Raw genomic sequence first — 17,640 nt, 5'->3', positions numbered from 1 at the left:
ATCATGAGCTTGACTGCGGCCGAAGCCGGCGCGCAAGCCAACGTCGGATCAGGACCCTTGACCGGCACGCTGGCCGAGACGGAGCCGACCGCCGGCGTGTTGTCGCTCGGCCCGGTCAAGCTGGCTCCAGGTCTGACCATCCGTGAAATCGGGTGGGACTCGAACGTGTTCAACGAACCGGAGTCGCCGAAAGAGGATTACCTCATCGCGATGCAGCCCGACCTTTCGGTGTTCAGCCGCCTGCGCTTCGTCAAAGCGTCGGCCTACGCCGGTGCCGAGCTCAGCTACTTCCAGACCTACACCAGTGAAGACTCGGTCGGGCATCAGTTGCGGGGCCGGGTTGACCTGCTGCTTGGTCGGCTTCGGCCGTTCGTGGCGGGCGGTGAAACCAAGACCCGCGAGCGGGCCAACGCGGAAATCGACGTCCGCGCCAACCGCGTGAGCGATGAGCTCTCCGGTGGCATCGCCTTCGAGTTGTCGGCGCACTCGCTCGTCTATGCCGCCACCGCGCGCACCAGCAACGCCTTCGAGGATGCGTTCGAGGACGGCGTCAACGTCGCTGAAACCATGACGCGCGACGGCTACGATTACTCAGCCGGCCTGCGCACCGACATCACGCCGCTGCTGTCGTTGACGGTGTTTGGCGGCTATCACGAAGACCGGTTCACCTCCGTGCCCGAGCGCAACTCGGAAAGCTACTACACGACAGCCCAGCTGGGGTTTTCACCCGATGGGGTCATTAACGGCTCAGCGTCGCTCACCTATCGAGCGATGACGCCGGTCGATCCGGCGGTGCGCGCGTACAAGGGCATATTGGGTACGGCGGCCTTGGGCTATTCCTTCCTGGAAGTCGGCCGGTTCGCTCTCGGGCTGAGCCGCAACCTCGAGTATTCGTTCGACACGGCTGAGGCGTACTTCATCGAGAACTCGGTCAGCCTTGCCTACACCCACCGGATTGTTGGCATGGTGGACGTCCAGGCCAGAGCCGCCCGATCCCTTTTTAACTACGACGCCAGCGAAACCGTTCCGCCGCATGAAGACACGGTCGACACGGTCTCGGGAGGCCTCGGTTATAATCTCAGGAACCGGACTCGCGTCGCTCTGAATTACGAGTATTCGCGCCGCCGTTCACCCGTTAGCGCCGATCGGAATTACGAGCGCCGTCGCGTCTACCTCTCGTGGCTGGTTGCATTCTGATCATGCTTCACACCCTGTCGCTCGCCATCCTGATCGTGCTTCAGACTGCGGCTCCGCCGCAGCGCCCTGATGTGCCCGGCTCGCAGTCGCCACCGCAGGCCAGCGCCACCTACCTGATTGGCGCCACGGACGTCCTGAAAATCCGGGTGTTTCGCGAAGAGCAGTATGACGGCGATTACAATGTCGATGGCGATGGCACCATTACCTTCCCGTTGCTCGGCCGAGTCGCCGTCGAAGGAAAGACCACCAGGCAGATTGAAGAGGACCTGACCAAGGCCCTTGCCGACGGTTGGCTCAACAAGCCGCAGGTGTCGGTCGAGATTGGCGCCTATCGCAGCCGCTCGATCTTCGTGATTGGCGAGGTCAGGCAGCCCGGCCGTTACACGATCGAAGGGCCGATGACGCTGCTCGAGGTGATTGGCCAGGCCGGTTCGCTCACCCCCACCGCCAGCGACACGATCATCGTGCAGCGGTTCAAGGACGGCATTGCCGCCTCGCTTGCCGCGCCACCGGTGGCGGGCGATCCGCGGGTAACGGAGGTCATGCGGGTCAGCCACCGCGAACTGCAGGAAGGCCGTCTCACCGCGAACATCCTGCTGCAGGACAGCGACGTGATCCTGGTGCCGCCCGCCGACAAGTTCTACGTGACTGGCTTCGTCCGGACCCCTGGGGCATTTCCGCTGCCGCCGGGCATGACCGTGCGCCAGGCCCTGGCGGTGGCCGGCGGCATCAACGAACGTGGTTCCACTCGCGGCATCAAGATCATCCGCATTATCAATGGCAAGGAAGTCGAGATTTCCGCGTCGATGTCCGACGTCGTCCGCGCGAACGACACCATTCGTGTGCGTCAGCGGCTGATCTAGCCGCCGCCGGTCTGCGGGCTTCCGCAGATCTGACCTCCCCATGAAAATTGTCATCGAGCCCGGCCGCGCGGCCGCGCACTACTGGCGCGATCTGTGGCGCTATCGCGAACTGATGTACTTCCTCGCGTGGCGAGACATCCTCGTTCGCTACAAGCAGACGGCCATCGGCGTGGCCTGGGCGATTATTCGTCCGGCGATCACCATGCTGGTGTTCGTCGCCTTTCGGCGACTGGTGGACGTGCCGGCGACGGGCGTTCCCGAACCGGTCCTCGTGTTCGCGGCGGTGCTGCCCTGGCAGTTCTTCTCGACGGCGCTCACCGAGTCGTCCGCGAGCCTGGTCGGCAACGCCAGCCTCATTTCCAAAGTGTATTTTCCACGGATCCTCGTGCCGGCCGCGGCCGTGGCGACGGCGTTCGCAGATTTCCTGGTCACGTTCGCGTTGCTGGCGGTGTTGATGCTCTGGTACGGCGTGGCGCCGGGCTGGCCGATGCTCGCACTGCCGTTCTTCATCTTGCTGGCGTCGAGCCTGGCCCTGGGCCTCGGGCTGTTCATGGCGGCGCTCAACGTCGAATATCGGGACTTCCGCTATGTAGTTCCGTTCATCGTCCAGGTCGGGCTGTTTGTCTCGCCGATTGCCTTCACGACCGCGAACATGCCCGAGGGATGGCGAGCGCTCTACGTGCTGAACCCGCTGGTTGGGATCATCGATGGTTTCCGGTGGTCCATTCTGGGGCCGCAATCGCCGCTCGACCCCCGTGGCGTGGGGATGTCGGTGGTCGTGACGGCAGCGGTGCTGGTCCTCGGTGTGTGGTATTTCCGCCGCATGGAGCGCGGCTTCGCCGACGTGATCTGATGCTGACGTCATGAGCGAATCCGTCATCAGGGTCGAGAATCTCGGCAAGCGATACCGCATTCGCCACCAGCAGCAGGGCCAGCGCTACGTGGCCTTGCGTGATGTACTGGCCTCCACACTGACCTCGCCGCTGCGGTGGTTCAGGCGTGGCGGGCCGGCGCGACCGGGCACTGAGGACTTCTGGGCCCTCAAAGACGTGTCTTTCGACGTGGCCCAGGGGGCGGTCGTCGGCATCATCGGCCGCAATGGCGCCGGCAAGAGCACGTTGCTCAAGATCCTGAGCCGCATCACCGAGCCGACCGAAGGGCGCGTGACCCTCTGCGGCCGCGTGGCGAGCCTGCTCGAAGTGGGTACGGGCTTTCATCCGGAATTGACGGGTCGCGAGAACATCTTCCTGAATGGCGCCATTCTCGGAATGTCCCGCGCCGAGATCAACCGCAAGTTCGACGAGATCGTGGCGTTTGCCGAGGTCGAGACGTTTCTCGATACGCCGGTGAAGCGCTATTCGTCTGGCATGTACATGCGGCTGGCGTTCGCAGTCGCGGCGCACCTCGAGCCCGAGGTCCTGGTGGTCGATGAGGTGTTGGCGGTTGGCGATGCCGAGTTCCAGAAGAAGTGCCTGGGGAAGATGCGCGACGTCAGCCAGGGCGGCCGCACGGTGTTGTTCGTGAGCCATAACATGGCCGCGGTCGGCAGCCTCACTTCGCGCGCGATCGTGTTGAATCGAGGACGAGTCGTGTTTGAAGGCCCGTCGGTCGAGGCGGTCGCGTTCTACAGCGGCATGGGTCGAGCGCATAGTCCGAGCAGGACGTTCCTTGGCCGCGGTCCGCACACGGCGATTTGTCGCGCGCGCCTGCTGAACGAGTTGGGGGAGGGCATTGAGCATTACGTTCCCGGCACGCCGCTTCGCGTCGAGGTTGTGCTGGAAACCGATGGCAGTTCGTCCCTGTCGCTGGAGGCGTTCCTCGTCGGCCCGGCACGCCAGAAACTGGGAATGGCCTCACTCCACCACTTTCACGGCCTCACGCTGCCCGATCGGGCCGGACAGTACACCACCGTTCTCGCGCTCGCTCCAGTGTGGCTCGCGTCCGGGACTTACACGATTGACATCGCAACCTCGATCATCAATTCCCATTTTGACCACTATGTCGAGGACGCCGTGGAGTTCGACGTGGTCTCGTCGAATCCAGGCGGGCGCGCGTGGGATTTCCGGCACAACCTTGGGTACGGAGCGCTAGCCTTGCCCTGCTTGCAGCAACCAGAATTCGTGTCTGTCACGGCCGGAAACTAGCGCTGGCCATGCTGTCACCTGGCACGGAAGCCCTCAAGCCTTGTCCCGCCTGCAGCGGCCTGGGTGCGGTGGAGGTTGGCGGCCCGGCGCTCGCTTTTACGGAGTCGGGCGCCGGGGGTCGGTTCGTGCAGCCAGACTATTCTGTTCGACGCTGCAGCGTGTGCGACCTTTATTTCAAGTCGCGGACACTCCCGCCTTCGGAGCTTGGTGCGTATTATGCGCAGCTTTCCTGCGAGATCTATGAAGCAGGGGAGGCGTTTCCGACGGAGCGGTACCTTCGTCATTGGCTGGACCAGTTGCCGGATGGTAGCCGCGTGCTCGATTTCGGCTGCAGCACCGGTCGCACGCTCGCCGGAGTAAGCAGCCGGCTTGCGTGTGTGGGAGTCGAGGTCAACGAGGTGGCGGCGAAGGTCGCACGCGCGCGCGGCATTCGCATCGTGCGAGAGGCGGAATTGAGCGCGGAGGGGAATCCGGAGTTTGCCGCAATCGTGCTCAGTGACGTGTACGAACATCTGCCGCGCCCGGCGGAGCTGGTGGGCACGCTAGCCAGCTGGCTCGCTCCTGAGGGGTGGCTGGCAATTGTCACCGGCAACGCCGACGCTGTCCGTCCGCGGGCCCGATTCGCGGAGTTCTGGTACTTCCGCTCAGTCGGGCACCTCCACATGGCGAGCGAAGCGCATATCCATTGGCTCGCCAGCAGGGTTGGCCTTCGCGTGGCCGCCGTCCACTTCTGCAGCCACTACCAGACGCCTTTGGCGAGTCGCGCGAGGCAGTGGGCCCAGGGTCTGGCCTACAACCAGTTTCGCGACGAACCCTCCGGACTCGCCACCTCGGCGCTTCGGCTGGTGCCTGGCCTGAACCGGGCAGAACGATGGCCAACTGCGCCGGCACTCACCTATTCGAAGGACCATCTCGTGGCCATTTTCCGGCGTCCATCGATCACCGAGGGTTCGAAATGAGGACCATGCTTGTGACTGGGTCCTCCGGGCTGATCGGTTCGCAAGTGGTTGCCTACTTCAGCCGCGAGTTGACCCATGCCGTCCACGGCGTGGACAACAACCAACGGGCGGTCTTCTTCGGTCCGCAGGGCGACACCCGATGGAACCAGCGGCGCATGCAGCAAGAGTTGCCGGCCTTCGTGCATCACGAGCTCGACATCCGCGATCGCGCTGGTGTGTTGGCTCTCGTCAAGGCCTTGCGGCCGGACGTCATCGTTCACGCCGCCGCGCAGCCGAGTCACGACCGGGCGGCGGCGATTCCATTCGATGATTTCGATACCAACGCGGTCGGTACGTTGAACCTGTTGGAAGCGGCGCGCCAGGCGTGCCCGGAGTCGCCGTTTATTCACATGTCCACGAACAAAGTCTACGGCGACGCGCCGAACAACATCCCACTCAGGGAGCTTGACACCCGATGGGACTACGCCGACCCGGCTTACGAGCACGGCATTTCAGAGACCTTTCCCATTGATCAGTCCAAGCATTCGCTGTTCGGCGCTTCCAAGGTGGCGGCAGATGTCATGGTGCAGGAGTATGGGCGCTACTTCGGAATGCCGACATGCTGCCTGCGGGGCGGTTGCCTGACGGGGCCGAATCACGCGGGCGTGGAATTGCACGGCTTCTTGTCGTACCTGGTGAAATGCAATCTCGAAGGCCGCCAGTACACGGTGTTCGGGTACAAGGGCAAACAAGTGCGGGACAACATCCACTCGCTCGACGTCGCCCGGTTCATGGCCGAGTTCGTCGCGGCGCCCCGCGCGGGTGAGGTTTACAACCTCGGTGGCGGCAAGGACAACGCCTGCTCGATTCTCGAGGCGTTCGCGATCACCGAGGGCTTCACCGGCAAAGCGCAAGTCTACGCCTACCTGGAGCAACCTCGCGTCGGCGACCACGTTTGCTATTACTCGGACTTGCGCAAGATGCGGGCGCACTATCCCAAGTGGGACCTGACCAAGTCGCTTCCCGTCACGATCCGGGAGATCGTTGGGGCGTGGGACAGCAGGAGGCTGGCACAGCCATGAAAGTCGTGATTCTCTGCGGCGGTCTGGGGACGCGGTTGCGGGAGGAGACCGAATTCCGCCCCAAGCCGATGGTGCCCATCGGGGGACGCCCGATTCTCTGGCACATCATGAAGCTGTATGCCCACCACGGGCACACGGATTTCATCCTGTGCTTAGGTTACAAGGGCGAAGTCATCAAGGAGTATTTCCGGAACTACCTCTGGAGCATGAGCGACGTTACGCTCAGGCTGGGGCGCCAACCGGAGATCAGGTATCACAACCCGCCCGAAGAAGAGAACTGGACGGTCACTCTACTCGATACGGGACAGGACACCCAGACCGGCGGCCGTCTGCGCCGAGCCCTCCCCTACGTCGACGAGGATACGTTTCTCTTCACCTACGGCGACGGTGTGACCGACAGCGACATCAACGCCTCGATCCGGGCCCACGAGTCGCAGGGCAAGATTGCCACGGTGACGGTTGTGCACCCCACCGGGCGCTTCGGCGAACTGGCGATGGATGGCCAGACGATTGTGGGTTTCCACGAAAAGCCTGAGACGGAGGCGGCGTTCATCAGCGGCGGCTTCTTCGTGATGGACAAGCGCATCGGCGGCTATCTGACCGGCGACGACTGCGTGCTGGAGCGCGAGCCGTTGCAGACCCTGGCGAAGTGCGGCCAGTTGAACGCCTACAACCACGCCGGATTCTGGCAGTGCATGGACACCTTTCGCGAGCAGCAATTGCTCGACCGGATGTACGTCAACGGTCAGGCCCCGTGGCGGCGCTGGTGACTGCAGCCCACACCTGCCTGGCCTGCGGGAGAGCCGATGGCCAACTCGTCCTCGACCTTGGCGTCCAGCCCTTGGCCAACAACCTATTGACGGCCGAGGACATCGCCAGCTCCGAGCCCAGGTTTCCGCTGCGCGTGTTTGTCTGCCCTGGTTGCTGGCTCCTGCAGATTGCTGACTTGGTGCCGCCGGTGAAGTTGTTCTCCGAATACTTGTACTTTTCCTCCTTCTCGGACGAGCTGATGCGGCACGCGAAGGAGGCCGCCGATCGCTACTGCGAGGACTACCGCTTGGGGCCGGGCAGTTTCGTGGTCGAAATCGCCAGCAACGATGGCTACCTCCTGCAACACATCGTCCAGGCGAACGTACCGTGTGTGGGCATCGAGCCGGCAGCCAACGTTGCCCGCGCGGCGCGGGACAAGGGCATCGAGACCTGGACGGAGTTCTTCGGGCCGGACGTGGCCCGGCGGTTGGTGCAGGCGCGCGGCCCGGCCGATCTCGTCCTCGCCAACAACGTCCTCGCCCACGTTCCCGAGGTCCATGACTTCATCGACGGGTTACGGGTGTTGCTCGCCCCCGGCGGGCGAGCGGTGATCGAGTGTCCCTACGCGACAGAGCTGATTGCCAAGACCGAGTTCGATACCATCTACCATGAGCATGTGTTCTATTTCACGCTCACGCCACTCATCGAATTGTTCAGCCGGCACGGTCTCGCGGTTTGGAATGTCGAGCGGATCGCGATTCATGGTGGCTCGCTGCGGGTCTTCGTTGGACATCACGGCGCGCACCCGGTTGCCCCGGCGGTTGGCGCCTTGCTCGCGGAAGAGCAGGTCGCCGGCGTGGCCACCATGTCCTACTACGCCGGCTTTGCCCGTGCGGTGGAGGAGCTCAGGTACTCCCTGACGTCGATGCTGGCGGACCTGAAACGTCAGGGTCGGCGCATTGCCGCGTACGGCGCCTCGGCCAAGGGCAGCACGCTGCTGAACTACTGCGCCTTGGGCGCCGAGACACTCGAGTTTGTGGTCGATCGCAGCCCGCACAAGCAGGGCCGCTTCACGCCCGGTTCACACCTGCCGATCGTGGCGCCGGCGGAACTGCTGGAGCGGATGCCGGACGTCACCTTGCTGCTGACCTGGAACTTCGCCGACGAGATCCTCGCGCAGCAGCGCGCCTACCGCGAACGGGGCGGTCGGTTTCTCATTCCGATACCGAGTCCGGCGATCCGGTGATCGAGATGCGGTTTACTCCCACGCCGTTACTCGGTGCCTGGCTGATCGAGCTGGACCCCCAGGCCGACGCCCGAGGCGAATTGGTCCGGACCTATTGTGAGCGGACCTTCGCGGCGCAGGGACTCAACACCCGCTGGCCGCAGTGCAATCACACGCGGACCCGGTCGCGCGGCATGATTCGCGGGCTGCATTTTCAAGCGGCTCCCGTATCGGAAGTCAAACTCGTGCGATGTACAGCGGGCGCGATCTGGGACGTGATCGTCGATCTTCGAACCGACTCGGCGACCTATGGCCACCACGCCAGCTTCGAATTGAGCGCCGAAAGCCGGCGCCAGCTGTACGTGCCCGCCGGCTTTGCGCACGGGTTCCAGTGCTTGACGGACGGGTGCGAAGTGTCCTACATGATGTCCGAGTCCTTCGTGCCAGAGCTGGCGCGGGGCGTGCGGTGGGATGATCCTGCGTTGAACATCGCTTGGCCCATCGCCAGTCCACAGCTGTCCGAGCGTGACCGCAACCTACCGCTGCTGCCCACGAGAACGACCCAATGACCATCTACCTTCTCGGCGCCTCGAATCCAGAGACCGTCAGGGTGGTCCGCGCGGTCGAGCGCGTGACAGCGAATGTCGTGTTCGCAGGTTTCCTGGACAACGATCGACACAAGCATGGCACGAGGTTCTGGGGATTTCCGGTGCTGGGCGGGATTGAGCGGGTGCCCGAGTTGGCCGGCGCCGATACTGGCTTCGTCAATCTCATCACTGGCAGCACGGCGGTCAGGCACGAGACCACGCTGGCGATTAAGAGGGCGGGCGGCCGGATGGTCAACCTGATTCACCCCAACGTCGATCTGACGATGGTCCACCTTGGCGAGGGGCTTTATGTGCAGGAAGCCGTGATCCTGCAAGCCGCGGTTTCCCTTGGCGATAACACCAGCATTCACATGGGAGCCTTGATCGGGCACGAAACCGTCGTCGGCGAGTCGGTGTTCATCGCGCATGGCGTCAGCGTGTCCGGCTGCTGCCGCATCGGTGATGGCACGTTCGTCGGGACGAATGCGTCGATCCTGCCGCGACGGTCCATTGGCCGATGGGCAACCATCGGGGCCGGAGCGGTGGTGACGAAAGACGTGCCGGACCACGCGGTCGTGGTGGGCAATCCCGGCAAGATCATCAAGTACTCGGCGCCCAGCGCCCCGAACGAGACCGGGGCCTCGCGGCACCCGCGGAGCAGCGACTGATGAACCCGCAAGAAGAGCAGTTCAAGAACGACGTGGCCGGCAATATTCGCGGCCTCGGCGCCGATCACCGCGTCAAGGAGGCTTCACTCGCGTGGATTCGCGAGACCGCGAGGCACAAGTACACCTACAATTTCCGATGGCTGGGGCGGCCCATCATCCAACTGCCTCAGGACATAGTGGCGATGCAGGAGGTGGTCTGGTCACTTCAGCCGGACCTGATCATCGAGACCGGCATTGCCCACGGGGGATCGCTCATCCTCTATTCGAGTCTCCTCGAGCTGAACAGCCTTTGCGGCGGCCCGGCCGACGCCGAAGTGATCGGCATCGACATCGACATCCGCGCCCACAATCGAGCGGCCATCGAGGCGCACCCGATGGCGAAGCGGATCTCGATGATTCAAGGCTCGAGCATCTCGCCCGAGGTGATCGCACAGGTGAGCCGGCGAGCGTCAACGAAGAAGTCCGTTCTGGTTTGCCTGGACAGCAGTCATACGCGCGCACACGTCCTGGCTGAACTCGAGGCATACGCTCCAATGGCCTCGCCTGGTAGTTACTGCGTCGTCTTCGATACCATCGTTGACGACATGCCGGGTGCAATGTTTGCCGACCGGCCCTGGGGACCCGGCGACAACCCGAAGACAGCGGTGAGGGAGTTCCTCGCCGGTCACCCCGAGTTTGAGATTGACGCGGCGATTGACGCGAAGCTGGCCGTCAGTGTCGCTCCCAGCGGTTACCTGCGACGGCGCCAGCCGTGACACCGGCTCGTGGTGGGAGCCGATTGGAGCCCGCTGAACCATGAAGATATTGATCACCGGGAACATGGGTTATGTCGGCCCATGTGTCGTGCAGCAGCTTCGGAACGCCTATCCGCGCGCGCAGCTCGTCGGTCTTGACACCGGATTGTTTGCCCATTGCCTGACAGCGGCGGACGTCCTGCCGGAGACCCGCCTGGATGGGCAAATGTTCATGGACGTGCGCGACGTGACTCACGACACCCTCCGCGGCGTCGACGCCGTGGTGAGCCTCGCCGCAATCTCCAACGACGTCATGGGGACGTTGGACGAGGAGCTCACCCTGGACATCAACTGGCGAGCGAGCGTGCGCCTGGCCGCGCTGGCCAGGGAATGCGGCGCGCGGAGTTTCGTCTTTGCGTCCAGCTGCAGCGTCTATGGTCATGCCGAAGAGGGCGCCAAGACCGAACGTTCGAGTGTCAGCCCGCTCACTGCCTATGCGCGATCGAAGGTAATGGCGGAGGAGCAGCTCCGACCACTTGCGCATCAGGACTTTCAGATTACGTGCCTTCGGTTCGCCACTGCATGCGGAATGAGCGAGCGGCTCCGGTTGGACCTGGTCCTGAATGACTTCGTCGCGGCGGCCCTGGTCTCGAACAGAATCGAGATCTTGAGTGACGGCTCGCCCTGGCGCCCGCTCATCCACGTCAGGGACATGGCTCGGGCGATCGAGTGGGCGGTCGGGCGGTCCGCCGCGGCAGGTGGAGATTGGGTCATCGTCAATACCGGGATGGACGAATGGAACCATCAGGTGAAGGAACTCGCCGAGGCCGTTGCCCGTGAGATACCTGGTGTGGTTACCGTGGTGAACCCGGACGCCGTGCCCGATAAGCGTTCCTACCGCGTGAGCTTCGAGCTGTTCCGGCAGTTAGCACCGGCTCACCAACCAAGGGTGAATTTGCCGCAGGCGATCCAGGAACTCAAATCAGGGCTCGCCCGGATGCGGTTTGGCGATCCCGGCTTCCGGAACTCCGATTTCATGAGGGTCAAGGCCCTGTCGAGCTTGCGGGAAACGGGCCGGCTTGGTCCGGACCTGCGGTGGGTTGCAGGGCGCTAGCATGGAGCGCATTCCCGTTTCTGGCCCCTGGATCACGCGCAAGGAAATCGACTATGTCACCGACGCGGTGACCAATGCGTGGTACGGCAATGCCAACGGCTGGCACGATCGCTTCGAAAAGGCCTTTGCCGATTATGTCGGCGTGCGCCATGCCATCAGCCTTCCTCACTGCACTTCCGCGATCCACTTGGCGCTGTTGGCGCTGGACGTTGGCCCCGGCGACGAGGTCATCGTTCCTGAGATCACCTGGATTGCGTCCGCGGCGCCGATCAGCTACGTCGGCGCCACGGCCGTGTTCGCCGATGTCGACTCCCGGACTTGGTGTCTCGACGCGGCGGCGTTCGATCGATGCGTCACGCCGCGCACCAGAGCGGTCATTCCCGTCGACTTGTACGGAAACATGCCCGATATGGACGCCCTCGGTGCCGTGGCCAAACGGCACCAGGTGGCGATGATCGAGGACGCCGCTGAGGCGATCGGCTCGGAGTTCGGCGGCCGCAAAGCCGGCAGCTTTGGAGAGACGGGCGTGTTCAGCTTCCACGGCTCCAAGACGCTCACCACCGGCGAAGGCGGCATGCTGGTGACGAATCGGGATGATATTCGGGATCGTGTTCTCCGTCTTCGTGATCACGGCCGGGCTCCCGGTGACCGCCTGTTCTGCAACACCGAGGTGGCCTACAAATACAAGATGAGCTCGATGCAGGCGGCATTGGGCGCCGCCCAGCTTGAACGCATCAGCGAACTCGTCGGCCGCAAGCGGGAGATCTTCTCCTGGTATGCCGACGAGCTCTCCCGTGTCGATGGCATCAGCCTCAACTATCAGGCGGTGGGCACGCTCAATAGCTATTGGATGGTGACGATGGTGTTCGACCAGCGGTACCGGATTGACAAGACCGAACTGCTCGATGTGATGGCGGCGAAGGGCATCGACTGCCGTCCCTTCTTTCACCCGTTGAGCAGTCTGCCCGCGTACGCGGGCTCACCGGAGGCGGCGCTTGCGAGGGAGCGTAACACGGTGAGCTACGGTCTTAGCCCTCGCGCGATCAACCTGCCGTCCGCGCTCAGCCTGACACGGGAACAGGTGGCGCGCGTCTGCACCGCGGCGCGCGAGGCGTTGGGGTGCGGGCGATGAGTGTCGAGGGTCTCCAGTGACAGCCGTGCCCGCATCGCCCACGACACTGATTCTGTCGCAGCGGCGAGTCAGTGCGAAGGTGTATCAGTGCTGTCTGTACGAGTTCGAGGACGTCATCGCCTCTCTGACCGACGCCGACATGATCATGCCGGTAACGGAGGGAGAGGGATCGCCGTGGCAGACGCTGGCCCGGACAGCCCGCAACCGCGTGGCAAGGGCCACCGGACGGACCCATGCGATTCGGACCACGGTGTCGACGGAGTCGGTTCGTCGGGACTACGACGTCTTCTTTGCCGCCTTCATGTTCCCAAGCCAGGCGTTGGTTCTGAACCACCTGCAGGGGTGGGTTGAGCGGGCGAAGACGAAGATCTGCTTCCTGGGCGAGATCTGGCTCAGGCAGTTCGAAGACCCCCGAGAACGGCAGTTTCTTGAGATCCTGAAGGCCTTTGACCACATCTTCGTGCATACGGCATCCAGCGTGCAGGCGCTCGCCGCGTTTACTGGACGTCCCTGCCATGTGCTGCCGGGCGCCGTGGATGCGGTGCGCTTCTGTCCCGGGCGCCCCGCGCCTCCTCGCTGCGTCGATGTCTACAGCATGGGACGTCGATCGGAGGTCACCCACCGCGCGCTTCTGGCGCAGGCAGAGGGCGGAGGTTCTTTCTACCTGTACGACACTGCGAGCGGCTTCGACGTGATCGATCCCCGTGAGCACCGGCGGCTGCTCGCCAACCTGATCAAACGCAGCCGCTATTTCATCGCCTACCGTCACAACGCCAACATCTCGGGCATCACCGGGGGCCAGGAGGAACTGGGTGCCCGCTTGTTCGAAGGGACCGCAGGCGGCGCGGTCTTGCTGGGCCAGCCTCCGGACTGCGACGCCTTCCGGGAGCACTTCGACTGGGACGATGCAGTCGTGCCGATAGCGCTTGACGCTTACGACATTGCCCAGAGCCTGGCCGAGCTTGACGCGCAGCCGGAGCGGATTGCCAAGATCCGTCAACTGAACGTTGTTAATTCGCTGCTCCGCCACGACTGGGCGCATCGCTGGCAGCGCATTCTCGAGGTCGCGGACTTGCCGCCAGGGCCCAAACTACCCAAGCGTGTCGACGAACTGCGGTTTCTGGCCGCTCACGTCCGTGCGGACCGTGCACCGTGAGAGTCAGTGCGTCGAGGGGTGAACCTCAACTTCCTCGGCTCGTGTACATTGGCGATGTGCCGGTCGAGTCAACGTTGCACGGCTCGGCGTTGCTCTACCGTCTGCTCGAGTCCTACCCCCCGGATCGGCTGATGGTGATCGAGGACGGGAGCGCCCCATCCCAGCCCGGGCGTCGTGTGCGGGGCGTCCCGTACCGGACTCTCGCGTCTGGCGGATCGCGTCTCAGAACCACTCGGCTCCATGCTTGGTGGTCGCTCTGGCAGTCTCTGCGGTCAGCGTCATGGGCCGGAGAGGTTCCCGGGCTGCTGGGCGGTTTCTCGCCCGAAGCCGTGCTGACGGTCGCCCACGGACACCGGTGGGTGACGGCGGCGGAGTTCGCCAGGCGGCGGCGGCTGCCGCTCCACCTGATCGTGCATGATGACTGGCCAAGGGTGGCCACCCTGCCGCCACCGTTCGCCAACCGAGTGAATCTCCAGTTCGGCTCAATTTATCGCGCGGCGGCGTCGCGCCTGTGCGTCTCGCCCTGGATGGAGGCCGACTATCGCCAGCGGTACGGACCTCACGGACAGGTGCTCTACCCTTCACGATCCCGCGAGGTGCCGGTTTATGCCGCCCCGCCCGATCGTCTGCGGCGCAGCGACTCTGGGCTGACGATCGCCTTCGCTGGGTCCCTTAACGTGCCCGACTACTTCCGAATCCTGGGCGCTGTGGCCCAGGTACTGCAGACCCTCGGTGGCCGGGTCCTGGTGTTCGGCTCGACCGATGCGAAGCAGGCCGCACTGGGTGGGCTCAGCATGGCCAACGTCCAGTTCCGCGGGCGGTTGAGCTCTCGCGAGCTCATGGAGCGGTTGCGGGAGGAAGTCGATGTGCTGCTCGTGCCCATGTCATTTGCGCCGGGCGACGCGGGACCCGTGCAGCTTAGTTTCCCAAGCAAGCTAACCGACTACACCGCCGTTGGGTTGCCGCTCTTGATCACCGGCCCCGCACATTCCTCGGCTGTTCGTTGGGCCCGGGAGCATCCCGGCGTCGCCGAAGTCGTTGATGTCGCAGACTTCGACAGCTTGGCGGCGGCCGTCGGCCGGCTCGCTGGTGACACCGATTACCGCGTCCGCCTCGCCGCCCGTGCCCTTGAAGTCGGGGCACGGATGTTCTCCCACGAGACCGCCTGGAACCTTCTTACCGAGGTTTTGACGGGGCCGTCGTCGAGGCCCGAGATGCGGCACTAAGCTAGACTACTCGTGCGCCGACTGCTGCTATACGACCCACGGCTCCTGTGCGAGCGGCTCGCCGAGATTTCGCTCGCCCGCCGGCGGCTGGCGACGCTGCGCGGCACGGTGGCCGCGCGGCTCTCCGAAGACCATATCGACTCCATGGAGTTGCTTCAGCTGATCCGGCCACTCGCCCCGAAGGTCATCTACGATGTGGGCGCAAACGTGGGCACGTGGACCCTGCTGGCGAAGGCCCTGTATCCCCCCGCGGAGGTGCATGCGTTCGAACCACTCGCGGTGCATCACGAAGGGTTCGAGCGGAATACCCGGAGCGTGGAGGGGGTGCAGCTGCATCGGCTGGCCCTCGGTGAGTCGGCGGGCACCTTGCCGATTCGAGTGACGAGCTTCTCGGACGCTTCGAGCCTCCTGCCGCTTTCGCGGGCCGGTGAGGAGCAGTGGCACATTCATGAGGTCGCGCAAGAACAGGTGCCTGTCGAGCGGCTCGATGCGTGGCAGCAGCAGGGGCCGCGCCCCCTGCCGTCGATCATCAAACTCGACGTACAGGGCTTCGAGCTGGGCGTCCTCCGTGGCGCCGCGCGATGCCTCGAGCACACCAGCGCCGTGCTGGCAGAGGTGAGCTTCAGGGAATTCTATGAAGGGCAGTGCTTGTTTCATGACGTCGTGGCGTTCCTCGCCGAGCGCGGGTTTACGCTGCACGCGCTGGCGCGCGGAACCGCACTCGGCCGGCCCCTCGTCACCGCAGACGCCCTGTTCGTGGCGAATTGCCATCGGGCTCTGCTGCCGCGATGAGATCGTTGGCCCCGCATGACCCCCTTCTCCCTGCTCCGCCGGTTCCGACGCGTGGCTGCCTTCGTTGGAGTCAGCCGTTCGCCACTGCAATGGCTGCCACTGGCACTCCTCGGCTGGGCCAGGGACAATCCTTCAAGTACGGTCGGCCGTTGGTTACCCACCATCCGGGTGCGGCCGGCGCAGCTGCGCGGCCAGGCAGTGACGGTCAGCGCCACGGACCTGGGCCAGCTGATGTCGTTCGAGGAAGTCTTCGTCGAGTCGGTGTACGACCTGGGCCGCGTGCCGTTCACGCCAGCGGTCGTCTTCGATTGCGGCGGGCACGTCGGGTTCTTCTCGGTGCTGGCCCGGTCCACCTATCCGCGGGTGCCCCTGATCGTATTCGAGCCGAATCCGGAGAACCTTGGCCCTTTGCGCCGGAACCTCTCGACCGGTAGCCAGGTTGCGATACACGCCGCCGCGGTCTCCACGCGGAATGGCACGTGCCGTTTTTCAGCCACCGCGAGCAACGCCGGCCGGACCGGGGAATCCGACGTCGCCGGCATAGAGGTGGCCATGCTGGACTTCGCGGCGTTTGTATCGGGAGACCCCGGGGCGGCCTTGTTGATCAAGATCGATATCGAGGGCGAGGAGGGGCGGCTGGTGCCGCACCTGTTGCCGGTATTGCCCCGGCAATGCGCGTTGTTCGTAGAGACCCATCACGGGATGGCATCGCGTGAGGCGCTGGTCGACCAACTGGCCAGTTACGGCTTCGAGGTAAGCTGGCTGAGGGTGCGCGAACCATACGCAGACCTGTTCGCCGTCAGAGGTCTGGCCTAGTCGATGCGCATCTTTGCGGCCGTTCGCCACTCGGTAGACCCGCGCCGGTTCTACGGCGGGCTCTGGAGCGCGAACTTCTATCCGGCCCTCCGCCAGCTGGGGCACGAGATTGTGGAATCGCAGACCGACCTCTCGCCTACCAGCAAGTTCATGGAAATCGCCGACGGCTTCACTGCCGAGGAACTCGCAGCTCGGGCAGAGACCACCGAACGGGTCTTGGATGAAGTGCGGGCAGCGCAGCTCAGCGGTCCGGTCCACCTGTTTCTGAGCTATTTCTACAACGCGCATTTCGACCCCGCGGGGTTCGACGAATTGCGCCGGCTCGGCATCCCGTCGGTCAACTTCTACTGCAACAGCATCTACCAGTTCGATCTCGTGGCGGCGATTGCGGCGAAGGTGGATGTGTCGTGGCATGCCGAGCGCGACGCCCGAGCGTCGTACCTGGCCGTGGGCGCCCGGCCCGTGTGGGTGCAGATGGGGGCCGACCCGGCGGTGTGCCATCCGGTGCCCAGTATCCCCCGGCAGCCCCGTGCCTGTTTTGTTGGCCAGCGCTATGCGGACCGAGATCGATTGGCGGCTTCGCTAGTGCGGTCCAGTCTGCCACTGGATCTCTACGGGGCCGGCTGGGGAGTGGCCACTGCCGCGCCCGAGGCTGAGGAGGAGCCGGCCGTCTACCTGGGGCGCGAGCGATTGCGCGCGGGCTCGGCACGGGCGTACTGGCGCGTCGCCGCCGCTCAAATGCGATCCGGAGGAGTCGCGCGTGGGCTGGAGAGGATGGCCCTACAGTGGCGCTACCGCTCCGAGACGACAGCCCTTTCGCCGCTACTGAGTGGGGCGGCGCGGGGCCGGTCGGCGGCCTTATGTGACACCTTCGCGAACTACGAAATCGTGCTGAACTTCAGCAACGTCTGGGCGGACGGGCGGCCAGGGTCGTCCCTCGTTCCCCATGTCCGGCTTCGCGATTTCGAGGGACCCATGTCTCGGACCTGCTACCTGACCGGACACTCCGACGAAATCACCGCCTTCTATGACGTCGGTCGGGAGATCGACACCTATCGCGCGGCGGAGGAACTCACCGACAAGGTTCGTTACTACCTGGCCCACCCGCCTGCCGCGGAGGCACTTCGCGAAGCGGGATACCGCAGGGCCCTGTGCGACCACACGTGGCGGCGCCGCTTCGAGGAGTTGTTCTCCAAGATTGGCGTGGCGGCCTGAC

18 protein-coding genes are annotated in these 17,640 nt (G+C 64.3%); all 18 read left to right on the top strand.

Annotated elements, in window-relative coordinates; translation table 11 throughout:
* The first annotated feature begins 3 nt into the window (after window positions 1-3).
* A complete protein-coding gene (locus Q8T13_15215; GenBank protein ID MDP3719112.1) occupies window positions 4-1,197 on the top strand; it encodes an outer membrane beta-barrel protein in 1,194 nt (397 codons plus the stop codon).
* A gap of 2 nt (window positions 1,198-1,199) precedes the next feature.
* Entirely contained in the window at window positions 1,200-2,060 is an 861-nt protein-coding gene (locus tag Q8T13_15210; GenBank protein MDP3719111.1) for a polysaccharide biosynthesis/export family protein, read from the top strand.
* Between the two features lie 40 nt (window positions 2,061-2,100).
* Window positions 2,101-2,913 (top strand): ABC transporter permease, encoded by an 813-nt coding sequence (locus tag Q8T13_15205; protein ID MDP3719110.1) that lies wholly within the window; start codon window positions 2,101-2,103, stop codon window positions 2,911-2,913.
* Window positions 2,914-2,923: 10 nt separating this feature from the next.
* A complete protein-coding gene (locus Q8T13_15200) occupies window positions 2,924-4,204 on the top strand; it encodes an ABC transporter ATP-binding protein (protein MDP3719109.1) in 1,281 nt (426 codons plus the stop codon).
* Window positions 4,205-4,362: 158 nt separating this feature from the next.
* The gene (locus Q8T13_15195) at window positions 4,363-5,163 is read left to right on the top strand and encodes a class I SAM-dependent methyltransferase (protein ID MDP3719108.1); all 801 of its coding nucleotides are present in this window, start codon (window positions 4,363-4,365) and stop codon (window positions 5,161-5,163) included.
* A complete protein-coding gene (locus tag Q8T13_15190; GenBank protein ID MDP3719107.1) occupies window positions 5,160-6,224 on the top strand; it encodes an NAD-dependent epimerase/dehydratase family protein in 1,065 nt (354 codons plus the stop codon). The genes Q8T13_15195 and Q8T13_15190 overlap by 4 nt, the downstream gene beginning before the upstream one ends.
* On the top strand, window positions 6,221-6,994 hold the full coding sequence (gene rfbF, locus Q8T13_15185; protein MDP3719106.1) for a glucose-1-phosphate cytidylyltransferase: 774 nt from the start codon (window positions 6,221-6,223) through the stop codon (window positions 6,992-6,994). Before Q8T13_15190 ends, rfbF begins: the two co-directional genes overlap by 4 nt.
* Window positions 6,988-8,220: a class I SAM-dependent methyltransferase gene (locus tag Q8T13_15180; GenBank protein MDP3719105.1), complete on the top strand. Its 1,233-nt coding sequence runs from the start codon at window positions 6,988-6,990 to the stop codon at window positions 8,218-8,220. The genes rfbF and Q8T13_15180 overlap by 7 nt, the downstream gene beginning before the upstream one ends.
* A 5-nt stretch (window positions 8,221-8,225) precedes the next feature.
* A complete protein-coding gene (rfbC, locus tag Q8T13_15175) occupies window positions 8,226-8,768 on the top strand; it encodes a dTDP-4-dehydrorhamnose 3,5-epimerase (protein ID MDP3719104.1) in 543 nt (180 codons plus the stop codon).
* Entirely contained in the window at window positions 8,765-9,454 is a 690-nt protein-coding gene (locus Q8T13_15170; GenBank protein MDP3719103.1) for a transferase, read from the top strand. Before rfbC ends, Q8T13_15170 begins: the two co-directional genes overlap by 4 nt.
* Complete coding sequence (locus tag Q8T13_15165; protein MDP3719102.1) at window positions 9,454-10,209, top strand: cephalosporin hydroxylase family protein; 756 nt, start codon at window positions 9,454-9,456, stop codon at window positions 10,207-10,209. The genes Q8T13_15170 and Q8T13_15165 overlap by 1 nt, the downstream gene beginning before the upstream one ends.
* A 40-nt stretch (window positions 10,210-10,249) precedes the next feature.
* Window positions 10,250-11,302 carry an SDR family oxidoreductase gene (locus tag Q8T13_15160; GenBank protein ID MDP3719101.1) on the top strand — a complete coding sequence of 351 codons (1,053 nt, stop codon included), beginning with the start codon at window positions 10,250-10,252 and terminating at the stop codon, window positions 11,300-11,302.
* 1 nt (window position 11,303) lies between these two features.
* Window positions 11,304-12,434 (top strand): DegT/DnrJ/EryC1/StrS family aminotransferase, encoded by a 1,131-nt coding sequence (locus Q8T13_15155; protein MDP3719100.1) that lies wholly within the window; start codon window positions 11,304-11,306, stop codon window positions 12,432-12,434.
* A 16-nt stretch (window positions 12,435-12,450) separates the two neighbouring features.
* On the top strand, window positions 12,451-13,590 hold the full coding sequence (locus Q8T13_15150) for a glycosyltransferase (protein ID MDP3719099.1): 1,140 nt from the start codon (window positions 12,451-12,453) through the stop codon (window positions 13,588-13,590).
* A 56-nt stretch (window positions 13,591-13,646) separates the two neighbouring features.
* Window positions 13,647-14,816 (top strand): hypothetical protein, encoded by a 1,170-nt coding sequence (locus Q8T13_15145; protein MDP3719098.1) that lies wholly within the window; start codon window positions 13,647-13,649, stop codon window positions 14,814-14,816.
* A 12-nt stretch (window positions 14,817-14,828) separates the two neighbouring features.
* A complete protein-coding gene (locus Q8T13_15140) occupies window positions 14,829-15,608 on the top strand; it encodes an FkbM family methyltransferase (GenBank protein ID MDP3719097.1) in 780 nt (259 codons plus the stop codon).
* Between the two features lie 15 nt (window positions 15,609-15,623).
* Complete coding sequence (locus tag Q8T13_15135; protein MDP3719096.1) at window positions 15,624-16,424, top strand: FkbM family methyltransferase; 801 nt, start codon at window positions 15,624-15,626, stop codon at window positions 16,422-16,424.
* A 3-nt stretch (window positions 16,425-16,427) separates the two neighbouring features.
* Window positions 16,428-17,639: a glycosyltransferase gene (locus Q8T13_15130; protein MDP3719095.1), complete on the top strand. Its 1,212-nt coding sequence runs from the start codon at window positions 16,428-16,430 to the stop codon at window positions 17,637-17,639.
* Window position 17,640: the final 1 nt, after the last annotated feature.

Source organism: Acidobacteriota bacterium (assembly GCA_030697165.1).
Taxonomy (GTDB): Bacteria; Acidobacteriota; Vicinamibacteria; order Vicinamibacterales; family UBA2999; genus 12-FULL-67-14b.
The sequence above is the reverse complement of the archived record's forward strand: the minus strand, read 5'-3'. Positions and strand labels throughout refer to the sequence as shown.